This is a genomic window from Corynebacterium sp. S7 (assembly GCF_054401105.1).
On record NZ_CM136760.1, the window covers coordinates 267,261 to 282,799 of the forward strand.

14 protein-coding genes are annotated in these 15,539 nt (G+C 56.4%); 6 read left to right on the plus strand and 8 right to left on the minus strand.

Features of this window, described 5'->3' with window-relative positions:
- The first annotated feature begins 160 nt into the window (after window positions 1-160).
- Window positions 161-1,135 (plus strand): NmrA family NAD(P)-binding protein, encoded by a 975-nt coding sequence (locus ACXZ66_RS01335; protein ID WP_458749951.1) that lies wholly within the window; start codon window positions 161-163, stop codon window positions 1,133-1,135.
- 235 nt (window positions 1,136-1,370) lie between these two features.
- On the opposite strand, the gene ACXZ66_RS01340 is transcribed toward ACXZ66_RS01335, so the two are convergent.
- The 5 genes from ACXZ66_RS01340 to ACXZ66_RS01360 all read right to left on the minus strand — a co-directional run bounded on the left by ACXZ66_RS01340 (window position 1,371) and on the right by ACXZ66_RS01360 (window position 9,505).
- A complete protein-coding gene (locus ACXZ66_RS01340) occupies window positions 1,371-4,829 on the minus strand; it encodes an arabinosyltransferase domain-containing protein (RefSeq protein ID WP_458749952.1) in 3,459 nt (1,152 codons plus the stop codon).
- Between the two features lie 20 nt (window positions 4,830-4,849).
- Window positions 4,850-6,904: a galactan 5-O-arabinofuranosyltransferase gene (locus ACXZ66_RS01345; RefSeq protein ID WP_458749953.1), complete on the minus strand. Its 2,055-nt coding sequence runs from the start codon at window positions 6,902-6,904 to the stop codon at window positions 4,850-4,852.
- A 28-nt stretch (window positions 6,905-6,932) separates the two neighbouring features.
- Window positions 6,933-7,700 carry a decaprenylphospho-beta-D-erythro-pentofuranosid-2-ulose 2-reductase gene (locus ACXZ66_RS01350; protein WP_458749954.1) on the minus strand — a complete coding sequence of 256 codons (768 nt, stop codon included), beginning with the start codon at window positions 7,698-7,700 and terminating at the stop codon, window positions 6,933-6,935.
- A 13-nt stretch (window positions 7,701-7,713) separates the two neighbouring features.
- Window positions 7,714-9,129, minus strand: a complete 1,416-nt coding sequence (locus ACXZ66_RS01355) for an FAD-binding oxidoreductase (protein ID WP_458749955.1) — start codon at window positions 9,127-9,129, stop codon at window positions 7,714-7,716.
- 139 nt (window positions 9,130-9,268) lie between these two features.
- The gene (locus ACXZ66_RS01360; protein WP_458749957.1) at window positions 9,269-9,505 is read right to left on the minus strand and encodes a hypothetical protein; all 237 of its coding nucleotides are present in this window, start codon (window positions 9,503-9,505) and stop codon (window positions 9,269-9,271) included.
- An 84-nt stretch (window positions 9,506-9,589) separates the two neighbouring features.
- Here ACXZ66_RS01360 and ACXZ66_RS01365 point away from each other — a divergent pair, with 84 nt between their 5' ends.
- From ACXZ66_RS01365 to ACXZ66_RS01385, 5 genes are all read left to right on the plus strand, one after another.
- Complete coding sequence (locus ACXZ66_RS01365; protein WP_458749959.1) at window positions 9,590-10,075, plus strand: hypothetical protein; 486 nt, start codon at window positions 9,590-9,592, stop codon at window positions 10,073-10,075.
- On the plus strand, window positions 10,072-10,512 hold the full coding sequence (locus tag ACXZ66_RS01370; protein ID WP_458749961.1) for a hypothetical protein: 441 nt from the start codon (window positions 10,072-10,074) through the stop codon (window positions 10,510-10,512). The genes ACXZ66_RS01365 and ACXZ66_RS01370 overlap by 4 nt, the downstream gene beginning before the upstream one ends.
- Window positions 10,513-10,573: 61 nt before the next feature.
- Window positions 10,574-11,527 carry a hypothetical protein gene (locus ACXZ66_RS01375; protein ID WP_458749962.1) on the plus strand — a complete coding sequence of 318 codons (954 nt, stop codon included), beginning with the start codon at window positions 10,574-10,576 and terminating at the stop codon, window positions 11,525-11,527.
- Between the two features lie 30 nt (window positions 11,528-11,557).
- On the plus strand, window positions 11,558-12,031 hold the full coding sequence (locus tag ACXZ66_RS01380; protein ID WP_458751427.1) for a GtrA family protein: 474 nt from the start codon (window positions 11,558-11,560) through the stop codon (window positions 12,029-12,031).
- 11 nt (window positions 12,032-12,042) lie between these two features.
- Window positions 12,043-12,543 carry a GtrA family protein gene (locus ACXZ66_RS01385; RefSeq protein ID WP_458749964.1) on the plus strand — a complete coding sequence of 167 codons (501 nt, stop codon included), beginning with the start codon at window positions 12,043-12,045 and terminating at the stop codon, window positions 12,541-12,543.
- Here ACXZ66_RS01385 and glfT1 read toward each other — a convergent pair.
- Genes glfT1 through wzm form a run of 3 tightly spaced genes read right to left on the minus strand, consistent with a single transcriptional unit; the run spans window position 12,540 to window position 15,246 of the window.
- A complete protein-coding gene (gene glfT1, locus ACXZ66_RS01390) occupies window positions 12,540-13,451 on the minus strand; it encodes a galactofuranosyltransferase GlfT1 (RefSeq protein WP_458749966.1) in 912 nt (303 codons plus the stop codon). The two genes, ACXZ66_RS01385 and glfT1, sit on opposite strands and share 4 nt — an antisense overlap.
- A 46-nt stretch (window positions 13,452-13,497) precedes the next feature.
- Window positions 13,498-14,331, minus strand: coding sequence for a galactan export ABC transporter ATP-binding subunit Wzt/RfbE (gene wzt, locus ACXZ66_RS01395; protein WP_458749968.1), 834 nt, complete (start codon window positions 14,329-14,331; stop codon window positions 13,498-13,500).
- Window positions 14,332-14,358: 27 nt separating this feature from the next.
- Window positions 14,359-15,246, minus strand: a complete 888-nt coding sequence (wzm, locus tag ACXZ66_RS01400; RefSeq protein WP_458749970.1) for a galactan export ABC transporter permease subunit Wzm/RfbD — start codon at window positions 15,244-15,246, stop codon at window positions 14,359-14,361.
- Window positions 15,247-15,539: the final 293 nt, after the last annotated feature.

Sequence of the window (15,539 nt, forward strand, 5' to 3'; positions counted from 1 at the left end):
ATGGCGACCTATACCTTTTCACTTTAAAGATAGTCATGATTCCGCATGCCTCGAATGAAAAAATGCCGTGGATATTTCTATAGAACGGATGATTCTTCCGCTGAGTAACGGGTATTCTCAGTTTAAGAAGGCAAATCATACGTTGTTATAGGAGATAATTATGCGCTACATCGTAACAGGGACAGATGGAAAACTAGGCGGACGAGTTGCGGAAGATGTATTGAAATCGGTTGAACCGCAAAATTTGGTTTTTACATGTCCAAACCTTGAATGGATGAATGCCGAGAAGAAAGAAGAGTGGGAAAACCTTGGTATTTCAGTGCGTCAAGGAAATTATGATGACGTTGAAGAAATGACTAAAGCATTTGAAGGCGGAGACAGAATCTTCATCGTCTCAGGTGTGCTGATTGGTGAACGTCGAGTACAACAGCATAAAAATGTAGTCGATGCCGCAATCGCAGCAGGTGTAAAGCACATTACTTATACATCCTTTTTAGGAGCAAGTGATCCGGCTTATGCACATGTATATGTAACCCCAGATCACACAGCAACCGAAAAGTATATTCGGGAGCGTGCTGCTGAAACAGGGGTCGCGTACAACTTCATGCGAAACAATCTTTATATGGAGAACTACTTAACTACCTCAGTCATGTTGGCTCTTATGTCGGATAACAAGTGGTATACAACTGCGGGAGAAGGTAGAGCAACTTTCATTCCTAAAGATGACAGTGCCAGAGTAGGAGCAGCTCTTTTGCTTGGAAAAGGGGAGCATAATACTGCATATAATGTGTGTGGTATCGAATCCATCTCGCAACGTGACATCGTAGATTTAATCAGTGAATTATCGGGACGGCAGATTGAATATTGCCCGGTAGGTCATGAAGAATTCTTTGAATACTTGGATTCCATGGGAATACCAAGAGACACTGATGCTGACTTCTCCAATTCACCAGTTCCTTGGTGTGGAAACGACATGGTGACTAATGAAGCAAGTATTGCAGAAGGACTTATGGATGTTAAAAGCGATGCTGTGGAAAAGTTAACAGGTACGAAACCAAAAACAGCAAGGGAAATAGCTCAAAATTACAGCTATATCTGGGAAAAGAATGTTACAAATTGGAAAGATATTGACTAGGTTGTTGGGATCCGAGGAGAAATCCACGGAGAAGAATGAATGAAAATTGCCTGTGGGGGTCCGCACCTGCAGGTAATTTTTTATAAATCCCCAACATGTTCCCCAAAACCCCGACATCAATAATGGCAACTCTGCCCACGTTGAAGCGCTTCGGGCTTAACTGAATCAAAAGCTAATCGACGAATAGCGCAAAAAAGGGCGTGACCCTTGAATAAGGGTCACGCCCAAGTAGCTGCTACTCGATGTCGCGGATCTTCATCTTGGATGGGTACCACAAGCCGGAGCGCGTGATTTCCTCGTAATCAATCTGGGCGAGATCAGGTTTCTGCCCGGTTGAGTCCGTACGTTGTTCGTATTTGTATACGGAGCCCCAGTCGCGCTGCCAATCGTCTCGTAGGTATGCCGGGATTTCGTAGGAGTAGTTCACGGCCTCCGCTGTACCCAGGGAACCGCCACCGAGGAAGTCCATGAACCCGGAAAGGGAGGCCTTACCTGGTGCATCTGGGGAGATGCGGAACTCAGGAATTTCCGTCACACCTGCGTAGTGGTCGAATGGGCGCTGGTCAGGGAATTGCAGGGAAATCGACCAGTCCAGCAGGCTAGGTGCGTTGGCCGGGATGTAGTCATTCATTGATTGCAGCTCAGGCACGCGAGGTGGGGTCACTGCGATCCAGTCATCTTCTGCCAGAGACTTATCGGAAGCAACGATGCGCACCACGTTGGCCTCAGCAGGCAGGTCCTTGATGGGGTAGCGCAGGTTACGCCACGAAGGCGTTGGGCCGGTATCCATCATCTGAACAGTGCCCAGAGCTTCGACGCTGCCATTTTCGGAAAGGGTGCCGTATTCGAGGAGCACTTCCTGGCCGTCTTGCTCAACGCCGTTGATGTCATCGTGTTTAATCTTGCCCGCAGCGGACACAACGATCAGCGGTGCGGATTCGCTATCTGCGGGAAGTTCGTACCACTCCGTCTCCAGTTCGGCGGCGTTACGAGGCTTCGATTCCCAAGAACCCAGCACCGGCACTCGAGTGTAATCCAGGTTGAACGGCAGATTCACTGTAGAACCGTTGACACCTTTGTTCTCCTCGGAACGGTTGCCCTGGGTTCCACCCTGAGAAGTGGATTGCTGAGAAATCGTTTCCTGAGTGGTGTTCTCAGGGTTATTGGTTGTTGCCGGAACTTCGGCGTTGGTCGTAGTGTCATTAGCAGTTGTGCGCGACTCGGTGTTCGCGTTGCCGGAAGTGGTCTGCGTGTTATCACCGATCGCACCAACAGAAGCCGAAGACATGTTCTGGGGTTCAATGAATCCAGGAACACCGTCAGGCGTAAAGCCACGGTTGTCACCGGACTCAAGAGAGCGCCCGAGCGGAGTTCCGTTGATCGGGGTGAGGAAGGAATCGTTCGTGTTGGTTTCCATCATCACGTCCTTGGCCATGCCAGAGCTATCTCCACCGAAGGAGCGGACGTTGCCCATGCCAACGGAGTAGGCCGGTGCCTGGTCAATGAAGGACTTTGCGAACGACAGCGACGAGAAGGCCACCATGAGCACACACGCAATTGCAATTGGTGCGGACATCAGCCCAGCGAACTTGCCGGTGGCAACATTCTGGCTTGCCTCGAACTCGGCGAGGCGACCCTCTTGCTCAGCTTTTCCTCGCTGGTAGGAGTATCTAAACGTTTGCCAAATGCCAATTCCCAGCACGATCAGCGCGATGATGAGCATGACAGAGTTTGCCTCGATCGCCTTGAACTGCACAGGTCGATCCCACCAAGGAATAGCAAAGGAGGACGCGTACCACCAGGCGTTCCAACCAGCGAGGGTAATTGCCATCAGGAAGAGCACCGCGGCGATGGAGAGGGTTCGGGCCCGCACCGACTTCAGTGCAATTTGAGAAAGCACAACGGCTCCCACGGCGGCGATGGCCCCCGCGATACCTGCATAGATACCAAAGTGGTGGGTCCACTTGGTTGGGGTGAACATGAGGAAGAACATCGACAAGGCGACGATGAGCAACAAACGTTGGGTTGGGGCCTTGGAGATGCCAGGTATCTTGCCTTGGCGGGTGACGGCCCACACGATCAGAATCAGGCAGAACAGCATGGTGAACATGGCAAAGCGACGCGACATCGAACCGTCCACAGACTGCTGGAACAGCGTGGAGTAGCGCACCCACTCGGAGTACCACGGCAGCGCCGGGCCGACGGCGGAGCGCACCGAGGTGGATTCCACCACGGCCATCAACGTTTGATCGGCGAACACGGGAACGAGAACCGCGGTACCGGCGCCGAGGAAAGGCGCAATATAGGCAATCCACGGAGCAATCGAAAGACGTGACTTCATGATGCGGAACAGTGCTGGGAGGGACACCAAGAAGACGCCCACTGCCATCAGGCCGGTCGGGCCGACGGTCAGGGTAAACGCTGCGGTAATAGTGCCCAGAGCTGCTGGGAAGAGACGATTCGTCGCAATGGCACGCTCGAACAGTGCCCAGGTGACGATAGTGCCAAGTGCCACCATTGGCTCAGGACGGGTGCCGTTGTTGTACGGCAGCCAGAACGCCAGGAACATGAAGGCTGCTGTCCAGTAGGCCACTCGTCGTCCAGCGACTGCTTCACCGAAACGTGGAAGGATCTCGCGCGATAGGAACCACCAGATCAATACGCCGGCGATAAGCGTCGGGAGGCGCATCCAAATTGATGCCGTGGACACCTGAGCGAAGGCGGCGAGCAGATCATAGAACGGGGAACCGAAAGGCGATTCAGGTACGCCGTACCAGCGGTAGTAGTTCGCCATGTAACCAGAATTCTCGGAAGCCCGGGCCATGGTGAGAATGAAGCCGTCGTCGGAGGTGTTGCCACCGAAGACGTGCCAAAAGCCCAGCACGAAAAGAACAATGCCGTCGAGTGGTTTGAAGGTGCGCCAGTTCTTGTTGAACACCGCGAACTTGCGCCCATCGAGCTGGTCCATGCGCCACAGAGACCAGAGGGCAACCAAGGCTGCCACGATGCCACTGACCATGAAGATGAGCTTGAGGGCGGTCGGCGTCGTCGTAAAGCGGGAATTGATCTCTACCTGTGCTTGCAAGCCAGCATCGGTCAGGGCGTTCGCGTCGCCATTGACCTCGGTGTAAATGCCGGTGAGCTGCGGGCGCAGGTCTTCGCTGGTGGTCTCGTCGTACTTCGTGCCTGGAATGACCACATGGATGCCGTCTTGCGTGACGGAAAGATCGAGGACGGCATTATCTGGAAGAGCATTGAGCTCGTCCGGAGTGAGCTCGAAAACAACCTTATTGAGCGAGCTGATACTCAAGCCCCCGCCGGCCGGAGCAGACACGAACAGGCCACGGTCATAGGCTTCGGTGGAATCGGAAGGAAGCGTACCAATTACCGTGCTTTGGCCCTCGCGCAGCGAATCAATCGCAGTGACCGGCACGCTGACTTCCAGAGACTCCGGAGCCATGGAGATCAGCGGTGCGTTGACCGAGTTCAGCGAGCCGTTCTGCGGCCAGCTAAACGACGATTGCGTCTGGTTAACCGGAAGAAACGGGGTTGAGACGAACAGAATGAAGGCAATGAGCCCTGAGACTATCGCAAGATTTTTGAGCCACCCGGGAGCTTTCTGAGCAACAGGCTGGGTGGACTGTTGACCTGGTTGCGTCAACGTTTCACCTGGGTTTTCGTGCTTTGAGTTCAATTCTCGATCCTGACTTCTATTTATTTAATCCGGGTAACTACAACAAAAGGACCAACCTGAGTGGCGTCCCAGTCGGCGCTGTCGAACACTTCTGGATTAAAGAACAATCCCTCATAGCGTACATTCGGTTCGCTCGGGTAGATATCTTCGGCAATGTGGGTCTTCCAACCTTCAGAGGAAGAAGCAGTGGAAGCAGCAGAGGAAGTTGTGGTGCTGGAATTACTTACGGTGCCACGGAAAATGAACACGTCGGGGCTGCGCCACGGAGCCGCTGCCAGCTCTTTCTTGAATGCTTCAGGGTCACCGTTATTGGCGTAGGAAGCTTTCGCCCAATTCGAGATTGTCTCGTTGCGGGCCGTGAATTCACCAAGCGGGTTGGCATAGTGGCTCGTGAAGGCGTTAAAGCCGTGGTAGGGGTGGAAAGCCATGAAGTTGATCTCGTCGGTAAGTACGACTGTGTCGTTCGGCACATACCCCTGCTCGCGAATGATCTGGTCGATCTGGGCGTAGTAGCGCGCAGAGTCTGGCGCGAAGCGGTCGGCGCGCTCACCGTTGCCGTCGGTGTCTTGGTACGCCTGATCGATGTGGGCTTCGTTCTCGGCAGGAATTTGCTGCACGTAGACCAGCCCGCCGAGCGCCAAGAGGACGATAAATGCGACCGTAATGCGGCGATTGGTTTGATCACCGAAGCGGCCCGGGTAGAAGTACTCAGGACCGCGGTGGCGCAATTCCGCAAGCGCTAAGACACCCGTGGTGGACATGGTCAACACAATCAAAGTTTCAATGCGGAATCCCAGAAGCGTTGTCCCGAGCACCGTGGCCAGCATAGAGAGCAGCGCCCAGAGATAGAAAACACCGGTGGCGATGGTAAGAACGCGCACTTCCGGAACATTGAAGCGGAACAGCATGTACACGAAACCAATCAGGCACAGCAGGCCGACCACGGAGAGGGAGAGGAATGGGATCGGCAGCGTCGTTCCCTCCTCCGGCAGGAAGTGCTGCGCGGTGGAGGTGTCGCGTGGTGCTCCAGACAGCACTGCCGCGAGGTAGGGGCCCCATGTGATCAAAGCAATGGCGATGGCACCGAAGCCCATGACCATGAGCTGGCGAATCGGGATCCACCACGAGTGTTTACCCGAATCTTTGCCAGCAGTAAACGCTGCGACGAAGGCCAGCACCACCACAGCGAGCGCCACGGCGCCGGTGTAGAGCGTATAGAAGGTGGCGGAAATTCCCAGGTAGATCATGATCGCAATCGTCGCCGGCCACGAGCCGTGGAGCGCGCGCTGGGAAAGCACGATGATAGCGGGAACGAACAGTGCGACGACTGCTGCATAAGGTTCGTCCGGTGCAAGAGTCAAGACGACGCAGATGGTGACCAGCGAGATTCCCGTAGCCAGGGGCAGCGAGCCCACCAGTTTGCGCCAGATCGGACCTAGACATGCCGCTGCAGCAGCCATGGACACGATTGCCCACGGCTGGTAAACCTCCCAGCCCGACATTCCCAGCATGTTGGCCATCCGGCCCCCGAGCCAGAACCACCCGATGGGGTAGTAGGTAGGCATGTCAATGTAGTTCATGTCCTGGTTCGCAAACGTATCCGTCATGCGAGTCAGGAACTGGGTGCGGAAACCCTGGTCAACCTGGATGCCGTTCAAGTACAGCTTCGTGGCAGACAGTGGGATACCCAACGTCGTGACAACTAGTCCCGCGGGCGCGAGGTAGCAGACAGCCTCGGACAAAACTTTGCGCCACGTTGCCCGGGTATCGCCGCGCTTGCGGGCACGCAACCACAAAATCACTACGGCAACGACAGCGATGAGAACAAACAGCGAGGCGGCCGTTGTCAACGCGCGGGTGACATATGAGGTACTAAATGCCGGGAGTGAAATGGAGTGAAGGACAAACCAGGCACCAAGAGCAAGCACCCCTCCGAGCACCCCATAGACCAGTACCGAGGCAATGGTCCGGCCAGTCGAGACACTATCGGGAGTGCGATCAGCTGACGAGTACGTAGGGGGGATCGGAGGGGTGGGTTGTGGGCGTGGCAAAGACCCGGTGGGTGAAACTGTCATGCAAAACAGTCTCCCACACACCTTCAAATTAGAGGTTAAGCCTGCGCATAATCGGAGCAGGAATATGCTGCAGCACGAAAGAAACTGCTCCGAAAGCCTTGTGCACGAAGATACTTGACTTCTTGTGCAGCACAGCATCGACAGTTTCGTGGGCAACCTCGTCGACATCGACTGTCAGCGGAGCTTCCTTTTCAATGTCAGCGGTCATCTTGGTGCGTACCTGGCCGGGGCGAACCACGAGCACGTCCACACCGGTGCCACGCAGAGCTTCGCCCAGCTGGGTGTAGAAGCCGTCCACACCGGCCTTTGCGGAGCCGTACACGAAGTTCGAGCGGCGCACCTTCATACCAGCAACGGAGCTCATGGCAATGATGGTGCCGTGGCCCTGATTCTTCATGGCCTGGCCAAGAAGAACACCGACGGAGACTGGTGCTGTGTAGTTGAGCTGGGCAGAGGCAACTGCTGCCTTCTGGTTCTGCCAGAGCTCTTCCTGATCGCCAAGGGAGCCAAAGGCGACGATGGCAATATCGACGTCGCCCTTGTCGAAGACCTCGGCAATGATGGCCTCGTGGGTGTCGAAGGCGGTCGCGTCGAAATCAATCACGTCGACCACACTTGCACCGGCCTGCTCGACCTGGGCGCGGGCGTCGTCGATACGCGGCGAATCCTTGCGTGCTGCCAGAGTGACTGCGGGTGCGCCACCGCGGGAGACGAATTCCTTGACAATGCCAAGGCCGATCTCGGAGGTGCCGCCAAGAAGAAGAATGTGTTGTGCTTGGCCTACTGCGTTGAGCATAGGGCGGTCCTTTCTAGTGGAGTTCCAGACGGCGGGACATGTCGGAGGCGAACAGGCCCTCGGGGTCGATCGCGTTGCGAGTCTTCAGCCAGCCCTCAAGGCCTGGGTACATCTTGTGGAAGTTCTCCGCAGAGGTGCGGGATTCCTTTGCCAGGTAGAGGCGGCCACCGAACTCCATAACCTGCTTATCAATACGGTCGAGGAACTCATTGAGGCCATCGCGGATAGGGAAGTCCACGCAGACGTTCCAGCCCTTCATTGGGTAGGACAGCGGCGCGCGGTTGCCCTCGCCGAACAGCTTGAACACGTTGAGCGCGGAGTAGTGGCCGGACTTCTGAATGTCGTAAATGATCTGCTTGAACGGCTCGACTGCATCGGTTGGTACAACGAACTGGTACTGCAGGAAGCCAGCATCGCCGTAGGCACGGTTCCACTCAGAGATCATGTCCAGTGGCTGGTAGAACTGCGTGAGGTTCTTCACGTCGTTCTTGGAATCCTTGCCCATTGCGTAGTAGAGCTCACCAATGGTATTCAGGGTCAGCTTGTTCATGGTCCAGGATGGGAAGATATCCGGCACTGTCATCAACTGAGGAGCCGAGAACTTCAGCGGGTCCTTCGCCAGCTTCGGAGCGAACTCCTCGAGCTGTTCCAAGGTAGCCAGCGAACCACGGGAGATAGTGGAGCGGCCTGTCTTTGGTGGTGGGTTGATCGCGTCAAACCATGCAGACGAGTAGGAGTAGTTTTCCTCGGCACCACTGGAGTGCTCAGCAATAGTCTCGTCGAGGTTGGTGGTGCGCACGGTATCGGAGATGAAGTACGCGGTTTCTGTCTTCGTCATCTTGATCTTTGCGCGCAAGATGATGCCGGTCAGGCCCATGCCACCCACTGTTGCCCAGAACAGGTCACCCGATGGATCATCGGTGGAGCCTTCTGGCTCCAGGTGCAGCACACGTCCGTCTGCCACCAAGAGCTCCATGGACACAACGTGGTCGCCGAAGGAGCCATCGGAGTGGTGGTTCTTGCCGTGAATGTCTGGCCCGATTGCGCCACCGATGGTGACCTGGCGGGTACCAGGCAAAACAGGGACCCACAGGCCATAAGGGATTGCGGCGCGCATCAGCTGATCCAGGGTCACACCGCCGTCAACGTCCACGATCGCGGAGTCAGGGTCAATGGAATGGATCTCATTCAGTGGCTGCATGTCCACGACAAGGCCACCGCCGTTTTGCGCCGGGTCACCATAGGAGCGACCCATGCCACGGGCGATGATGCCGCGCCGGGCGTGCTTTGGCAGCGATTCATTCTGCTCAGCAACAACCTTGACAGCATTGATGACCGTCTCAGGGCTCGTCGCCGAAAGGACGTGAGCTGTGGTCGGAGCCGTGCGGCCCCAGCCATAAAGTGATTTTTCAGTAGTGTGCAGTTCCATCTTTTCCATTCTTGCTACTCGATGGTTGTAGGGGATGGAGTAGGTAATTCCGAACTCAAGCCTACAGACGTGATCCCCGCTAAGGTGTAGAGATTTATGTGAAATAGGTCGTATCTATAAGACCTGTGTCAGAAACCCATTACAGATCCATGATGTCCTTGATTTCCTGCGGCAGTTCCTCCTGCGAGGTAATCGTAGGCAAACCCTTCGCCTTATAGTCCGCCAGAATCCGGTACACGTAGCTGCGCGAATGCGAATCAAGTAGGGGCAGCTCCTGGGCAATCAAGCGAACCATGAAGTCGCTTAAAGGAACATCCACCAGCTGAGCTGCCACGTGAGTCGCGTTTGGGTCGTCGCCTTGGTAGTGCTTTCTCATGTTTTCCAGGCTAGTGGAGCATGCGCGAGATAACCGAGATAACCTAGCCCAAAACGCGGCCTCTCCCAGATACCATGGGGAGCTATGACACGGAAGCAGACTTCGGCTCAAGATCAATTAGAAATCGACGATATTGATTACAACGCCCTAGACAACACCACCGGCGGGCGCGCCATCCAGGCAGGATTCGTCTTCGCAGCGTTGTCAGTGCCCGATTACGTCGCGCCAGGGGCTCGTCGCGTAGCGACGATTGCGGTGGTCGCCGTAGCAAACCTCGTCACCACTGCGGCGTTCAACGCCTTCGACGAAGACCCCCGCAACGACCTGACCGCGGTGTTGGACCGTGACAACGGCTCAGGGCCTGAAGAGGTCGCATCTCCTGCGAAGACCTGGGCAGTGCTGCTTGGGCTGATCGCCGTGGGCGCGCTAACTCTTATTGCAGGTCAGAAGTGTGTGGGTGCCCTGGCGCAGGGGTTGCGCAAGCGCGGAGTGAACAAGCCTCATACCGTGATCGGCGGCATCGCTGCGGCTCTGGCGTTTGCCCAGATGGAACTTCAGGCCCGCAAATGAGTGAGGTGAAGCACCCGGTGCTGGCGATCGTCGATAAGCACGATGCTCGCACCGTGATCTGGCGAGTGGAAACGACCCCTGGGTTCGAGCCCTTGTGCGGGGCGTGGATCACCGACGATGCGGCGGACGTGGCGAATTTGGTGACCGGCGCGGTGGTTATTCCCGTCGGTGAGCATGTCGACGACGTGCTCACGCTGGACGGGGCGGGCCCCTTTTCCAGTATTGAGGGCATTGCTCAGGAAATGGAGAAGACCGGTGTGAGCGCGGCGAAGGAACTTCGCGAGCAACCGCAATTTACCGGTGAGCCGGTTGCCGAGACCGCGTGGGCGAACGCGATTAAGGCAACTGAACTGGTGGAAGCGTGGCGGGTGTTTGAAACGCGTCGGCGTCAACGCGATGGAGATGAGCTGCGAGCATTGCCCACGCCCGAGCGTTGAGCGCATTCTTAGCAAGCTTTGAGCGCGACCTGCCGAAAACAAAATCGCTACGCTTGAATTTATGGCAGGAAATGTTTCAGATGAGTTCGACGGGCGCAAGGTCATTGACCTCGCGGCGGCTCGCGCTTCCCGAAACATGCTCGAAAACAAGCAAGGCGGGAGCACTGTCCAAGACTCCATGTTTGGCAACACGCTCCTGATTAGCGTGGCTACAAACGTCGCCGGGGAAGAAGTGATCCGCCATATCGGAATCAACGAAAACCTCCAGCTCGGCCAGCTTGGTGAAATAGTGTCGGTGGCCTTTAACCTTGGCCAGGAATCGGCACCCAGAGGCTTTACCGTGGAAGGCAGCGGAAATCGCTGGCTGGACCCGCACCACGGCGTTGCGGAATTTCTCACCCACGAAGGCGACGGCCTGTATTACCACTGGGGGCTGTGGACATTCAGCGTGGTCCTGGGCGACAAATGGCTCCGCGACGAGGGCACGCCGCGCGCATTGTGCGTCGGTGGGGTCGGCGATTTCGGCGGCGAGCCGTTTGATCTCTCCCACATCAACAAGCAGCTTACCGACGACGGCGTGGCGCGAGAGGTGCTGGCAAAAACTCGGCCCGAGGTGGTTGAGATCATTCAGCGTTCCGGGATCTTCGACTTCGTCCCTTTGCTTCACGCCATGGACTTAGGGCGCAGCGTGCGCCTCGACGACGAGGTGGCGCACACCCTGCAGGGCCTGCCTCGTGAAATCTCGCGCCAAGGAATCGATGCTTTCTGGGCAACGGTGCTTGGCCTGGCCTGTCTTGCTTCCGAGGACTTGACCGACCAAGTGGTCGAAGAGACTATGGAGGCTCTCGGTTGGGTGGATGAGCAGGGCTCGTCGTATAGCGCACAAGAGATTAAAGGGATGTGCGCGACATCGCTGAATGAACTGCAGCGAGTGGGCGGTTATCGGGAGCCGACGCTTGCTCCGGTTGATCGCCTTGAGCTCTACCGCGAGTTGCTTCGGCGCCCAGGGCAGTAGAGGGGAGTAGGATTGTCCGGCGTGCCTACTATGCCTCAAGATTCAACGCCCGCTGAAGAGCCTGAAAATCAGGAGACTCAAGAGCAGCACCAACGTTTCGACGACAACAACGCGCTTGTCCAGCTGGTGCGTTTTACTACCGTTGGTATTTTTACTGCCCTCATTGACTTCTCGCTGACCTGGTTTTTTACCTTCGTTGTGGGGTGGAACCGCCAGATTGCAAAAGCAATCGGTTGGGTCTTCGGCACGCTGGCGGCCTATCTGCTCAACTCTCGGTTCACCTTCAAGTCCGAGGTAACGGCGAAGAAGGCTCTTGCGGTGTTTACGCTTTATGCCTCGACATTCCTGATTCAGCAGTTCATGTACTGGGTGACAAACGCCCCGCTGCTTGCTTTGGGCTTCGACGGCACCACTAAGGACGCGATTTCGTTTGTGATTGCCCAGGGCGTGGCAACCATCACGAACTTCGTGCTCCAGCGTGTCCTGATCTTCAAAAAAGACTAGCGTAGGAAATTATGGCTGATCCGATCTCAACTGCGTGGGCAGCGCTTCGGGCAGCCAATTTACACAAGTCCGATGCGCTGCACGCTCAAGCGACGCGCTTCGGCATCACGGGGTTAATCTCCGCGGGCCTAGATGTCTCGCTGACCTGGCTCTTACAAGTCGGGTTGGGCGTGCTGGGCCAAGGCTGGGCGCGATCAGTGGGCTATATCGTCGGTACAACGGTAGCTACGTTGCTGAACCGGAAATATACCTTCCGGGCGCCCTTTTCCCTGCGCCGCTTCATCGCGGTGGCGGTGTTGTACTTTGTCAGCTGGCTTGCCAATGTTGAGATCTATCAGCGAGTATTTACCTGGCTCCACGAATCAACGGTGCTCACCGAGACACCTGTGTTGCTGATTTCCTACGTGATCGCCCAAGGCATCACCACCACTATCAACTTCTTTGTGCAGCGCTCGGTTATTTTCCGCCCGCCCGGCCAGTCGCGCTCGCCGGGCCAGTACAAGAAGCGCTAAGGCCTGCGGAAATCCTCGCGTGCGCCGCGTCGCAGCAGGGACAACCATTCGCGGAATTCCTTCGGGTTCTTGCGCTGGAGCAGGAAGAACCAACCGAAGCGCACCACTTCCTGCAGTTTCATATGCTTCATCCCGCGCTGACTAATTACGTAGCCACGGTTGCGATAGGTAAAGAAACGCTTCGTTTCATTATCCGGGAATTGCGCGTGCGCACGGCCTCCCATGATCGGGTGGAACTCACTAGAGCCGTCTGGGTGCACATATGCCGTGGTCAGCGCCGTACCGAACTTCAGCCCGGACTGCTTCAAACGACGGTGGTACTCCACCTCGTCGCCGCGGATAAACAGGCGATAATCAGGCACACCAATGCGCTCCATCGCAGCCGCAGAAATCAGGGCACCATTAAACAGCGAGGCGATGCCGGGGAGGAAGTCGCCCTCCAACTCGTCGCGACGCCTGTGCCACACCACGCCCTGGCGCAGCGGGAACGCCAGCTTCTCCGGGTCCTCGATATTGGCTACCACCGGCGAGACCTCATGCAGACCCTCGCGGCCAGCCACGCGATACAACTCCTCCAACACGCCGTGATCCGCCGGACGACCATCGTCGTCAGCGCACCAAATCGCATCGGCACCCAGCGCCAAAGCATGCAAGAACCCATACGCAAAGCCGCCGGCACCACCCAGGTTGGTGCGCGACGGCAGGTAGACCGCGCGTTCGCCCGCTAGCTTTACGACGAGCTGCCGCACCGCATCCTCGCAGCCATTATCAACAACAATGACCCACTGCACGGGGTGGGTCTGATTGACCACTTGCTCCAGGGAATTACGAAGCAGCTCGACGCGCTTGTGGGTGACAATCACCGCAGCGGTCGAGCCGGATGGATCAATTGGGGGAGTTTCAGACATAGCGTTTATTGTGCCACCCGCGAGCGGATTGTGGCGGGAGGCTTCGCTATTCTTCGCGTGCTTCTTCTGCGCGGGAGTCTGCTTCGCGGGAGTCTGCTTCGTGGAAGCGCTTCATCAGGCTGCGCACGTTATCTGCGGCATCTTTGCCTTCGTAGGCTTCCACGACCTCGTCGACAAGTCCTGCTTGACGGATCTCACCGTGATCAATCCACAATCCGGTGGTGCACAGCTGCGCGAGGAAGTCGTTGGAGTGCGAGGCAAAAACTAGGATGCCGGAGCGCTCCACCATTTCGGCAAGCCGGACGCGCGCCTTGGCCATGAATGCCGAGTCGACGGCGCCGATGCCCTCGTCGAGAAGCAAAATCTCTGGCTCGATAGAGGTGACAACGCCGAGTGCGAGGCGCACGCGCATGCCGGTGGAGTAGGTGCGCAGCGGCATGGAGAGGTAGTCGCCGAGCTCGGAGAACTCTGCGATTTCATCCATCTTCTTGCGCATCTGGCGACGTGATTGGCCCAGGAAGAGGCCGCGGATGATGATGTTTTCGTAGCCGGAAATCTCCGGGTCCATGCCCACGCCGAGGTCGAAGACTGGGGCGACGCGGCCACGCACATCGGCGACGCCGCGGGTGGGCTCGTAGATGCCTGAGAGTAGCCGCAGCAAGGTCGACTTACCTGCGCCGTTGTGGCCGACGAGGCCGACTCGATCGCCTTCGCGCAGGTGCAAGTTAATGTTTTTGAGCGCCTCGACGACAACCGTGTTGGACTCGTTCTTGCCGATTGCGCCACCAGCTGTGGAGAGTACTGCGTTCTTCAGCGAGCGTGACTTTGCATCAAAAACAGGGAAGTCGACGCAGGCGTTGTAGGTATCAATAGAAACCATGGTGTTGTCCTTTTACTTGATTCCTGATTAAACCCAATACGCGACGCGGTAGCGCCACTGGCGCATGACAACTGCTGTCAGCAGGACACCAATGACCGTACAGCCGATGACAATCCACCAGTGGTAGGCATCAACGTGCTGGCCGAGCAGCGGAGCGCGAGCGATTTCGAGGTAGTGGAACAGTGGGTTGATCTCGACGATCTTTGCTTGAGCTGCAACTTCGCCACCGCGGTCCTCGAGGGTACTGGTGGTCCACACGATCGGGGTGACGTAGAACAGTAGCTGCACCAGTGCTTCGAGAAGAGGTGCAACATCGCGGAAACGCGTGGAGATGATGCCGAAGAACATAGCTACCCACACGCCGTTGATGATCAGTAGGAGCAGCGCCGGGACAAATAAGAGAACTTCCCAGGTCAGCGGGATATCCAGGATGATCACCATGAGTACCCAGATGATCATGTTGTGCGCTAAGAAGAGCACTTGGCGCCAGACGAGGCGATAGACGTGCACGCTCAGCGCACTGGGGAGCTGTTTGATCAGGCCTTCGTTCTCAATGAAAACTGTCGAGCCCTCTTTAATACACCCTGAGATGAAACCCCAGATGATGAAGCCCACGGTGACGTGTGGGAGGAACTGGCGCCATTCGATCTGGAAGAGCAATGAGTACAAAAGGCCAAGTGCAAGAGCCATCACGCCGGTGGCGATGGTGATCCACAGTGGGCCAAGTGTTGAGCGCTTATAGCGCTGCTTGATGTCTTGCCAGCCGAGTTGGAGCCATAGTTCGTATTGACCGAAACCGCGAATGAGGTCACCAAATGCAGCACGGAAAGTCTTCGATTGCGACTTTGGTGTTTCCTCGTGCGCATCTGAAGTCATCCGCGCAACATCGGCACGTAGTTGGTTTTTATCCAGCACGCAATCCACCCTAGTCGGCCATGCGCCAATTCCTAATGCAGATCGAGCCCATGACGGCAAGGATTGTGCATGTTTGAAGGATGAGCACAACTAGTGGGGTGGTATTGATCTACTGTTTTAGATGGTGCTGGTGAGGAGTCTGGGAATTGTTTAGGAATTGCTAGGGTGTTCCGTTAAATAGTGTTTGGGTGCCCAAATAGGGCTGGCTATAGTGGAAGTTTTATACAGTGAACTGTGGAACCTTGTGCTGGGCGCAGGGTTAACACGCAAGTAGTTATCGTGGTTGAATAGTT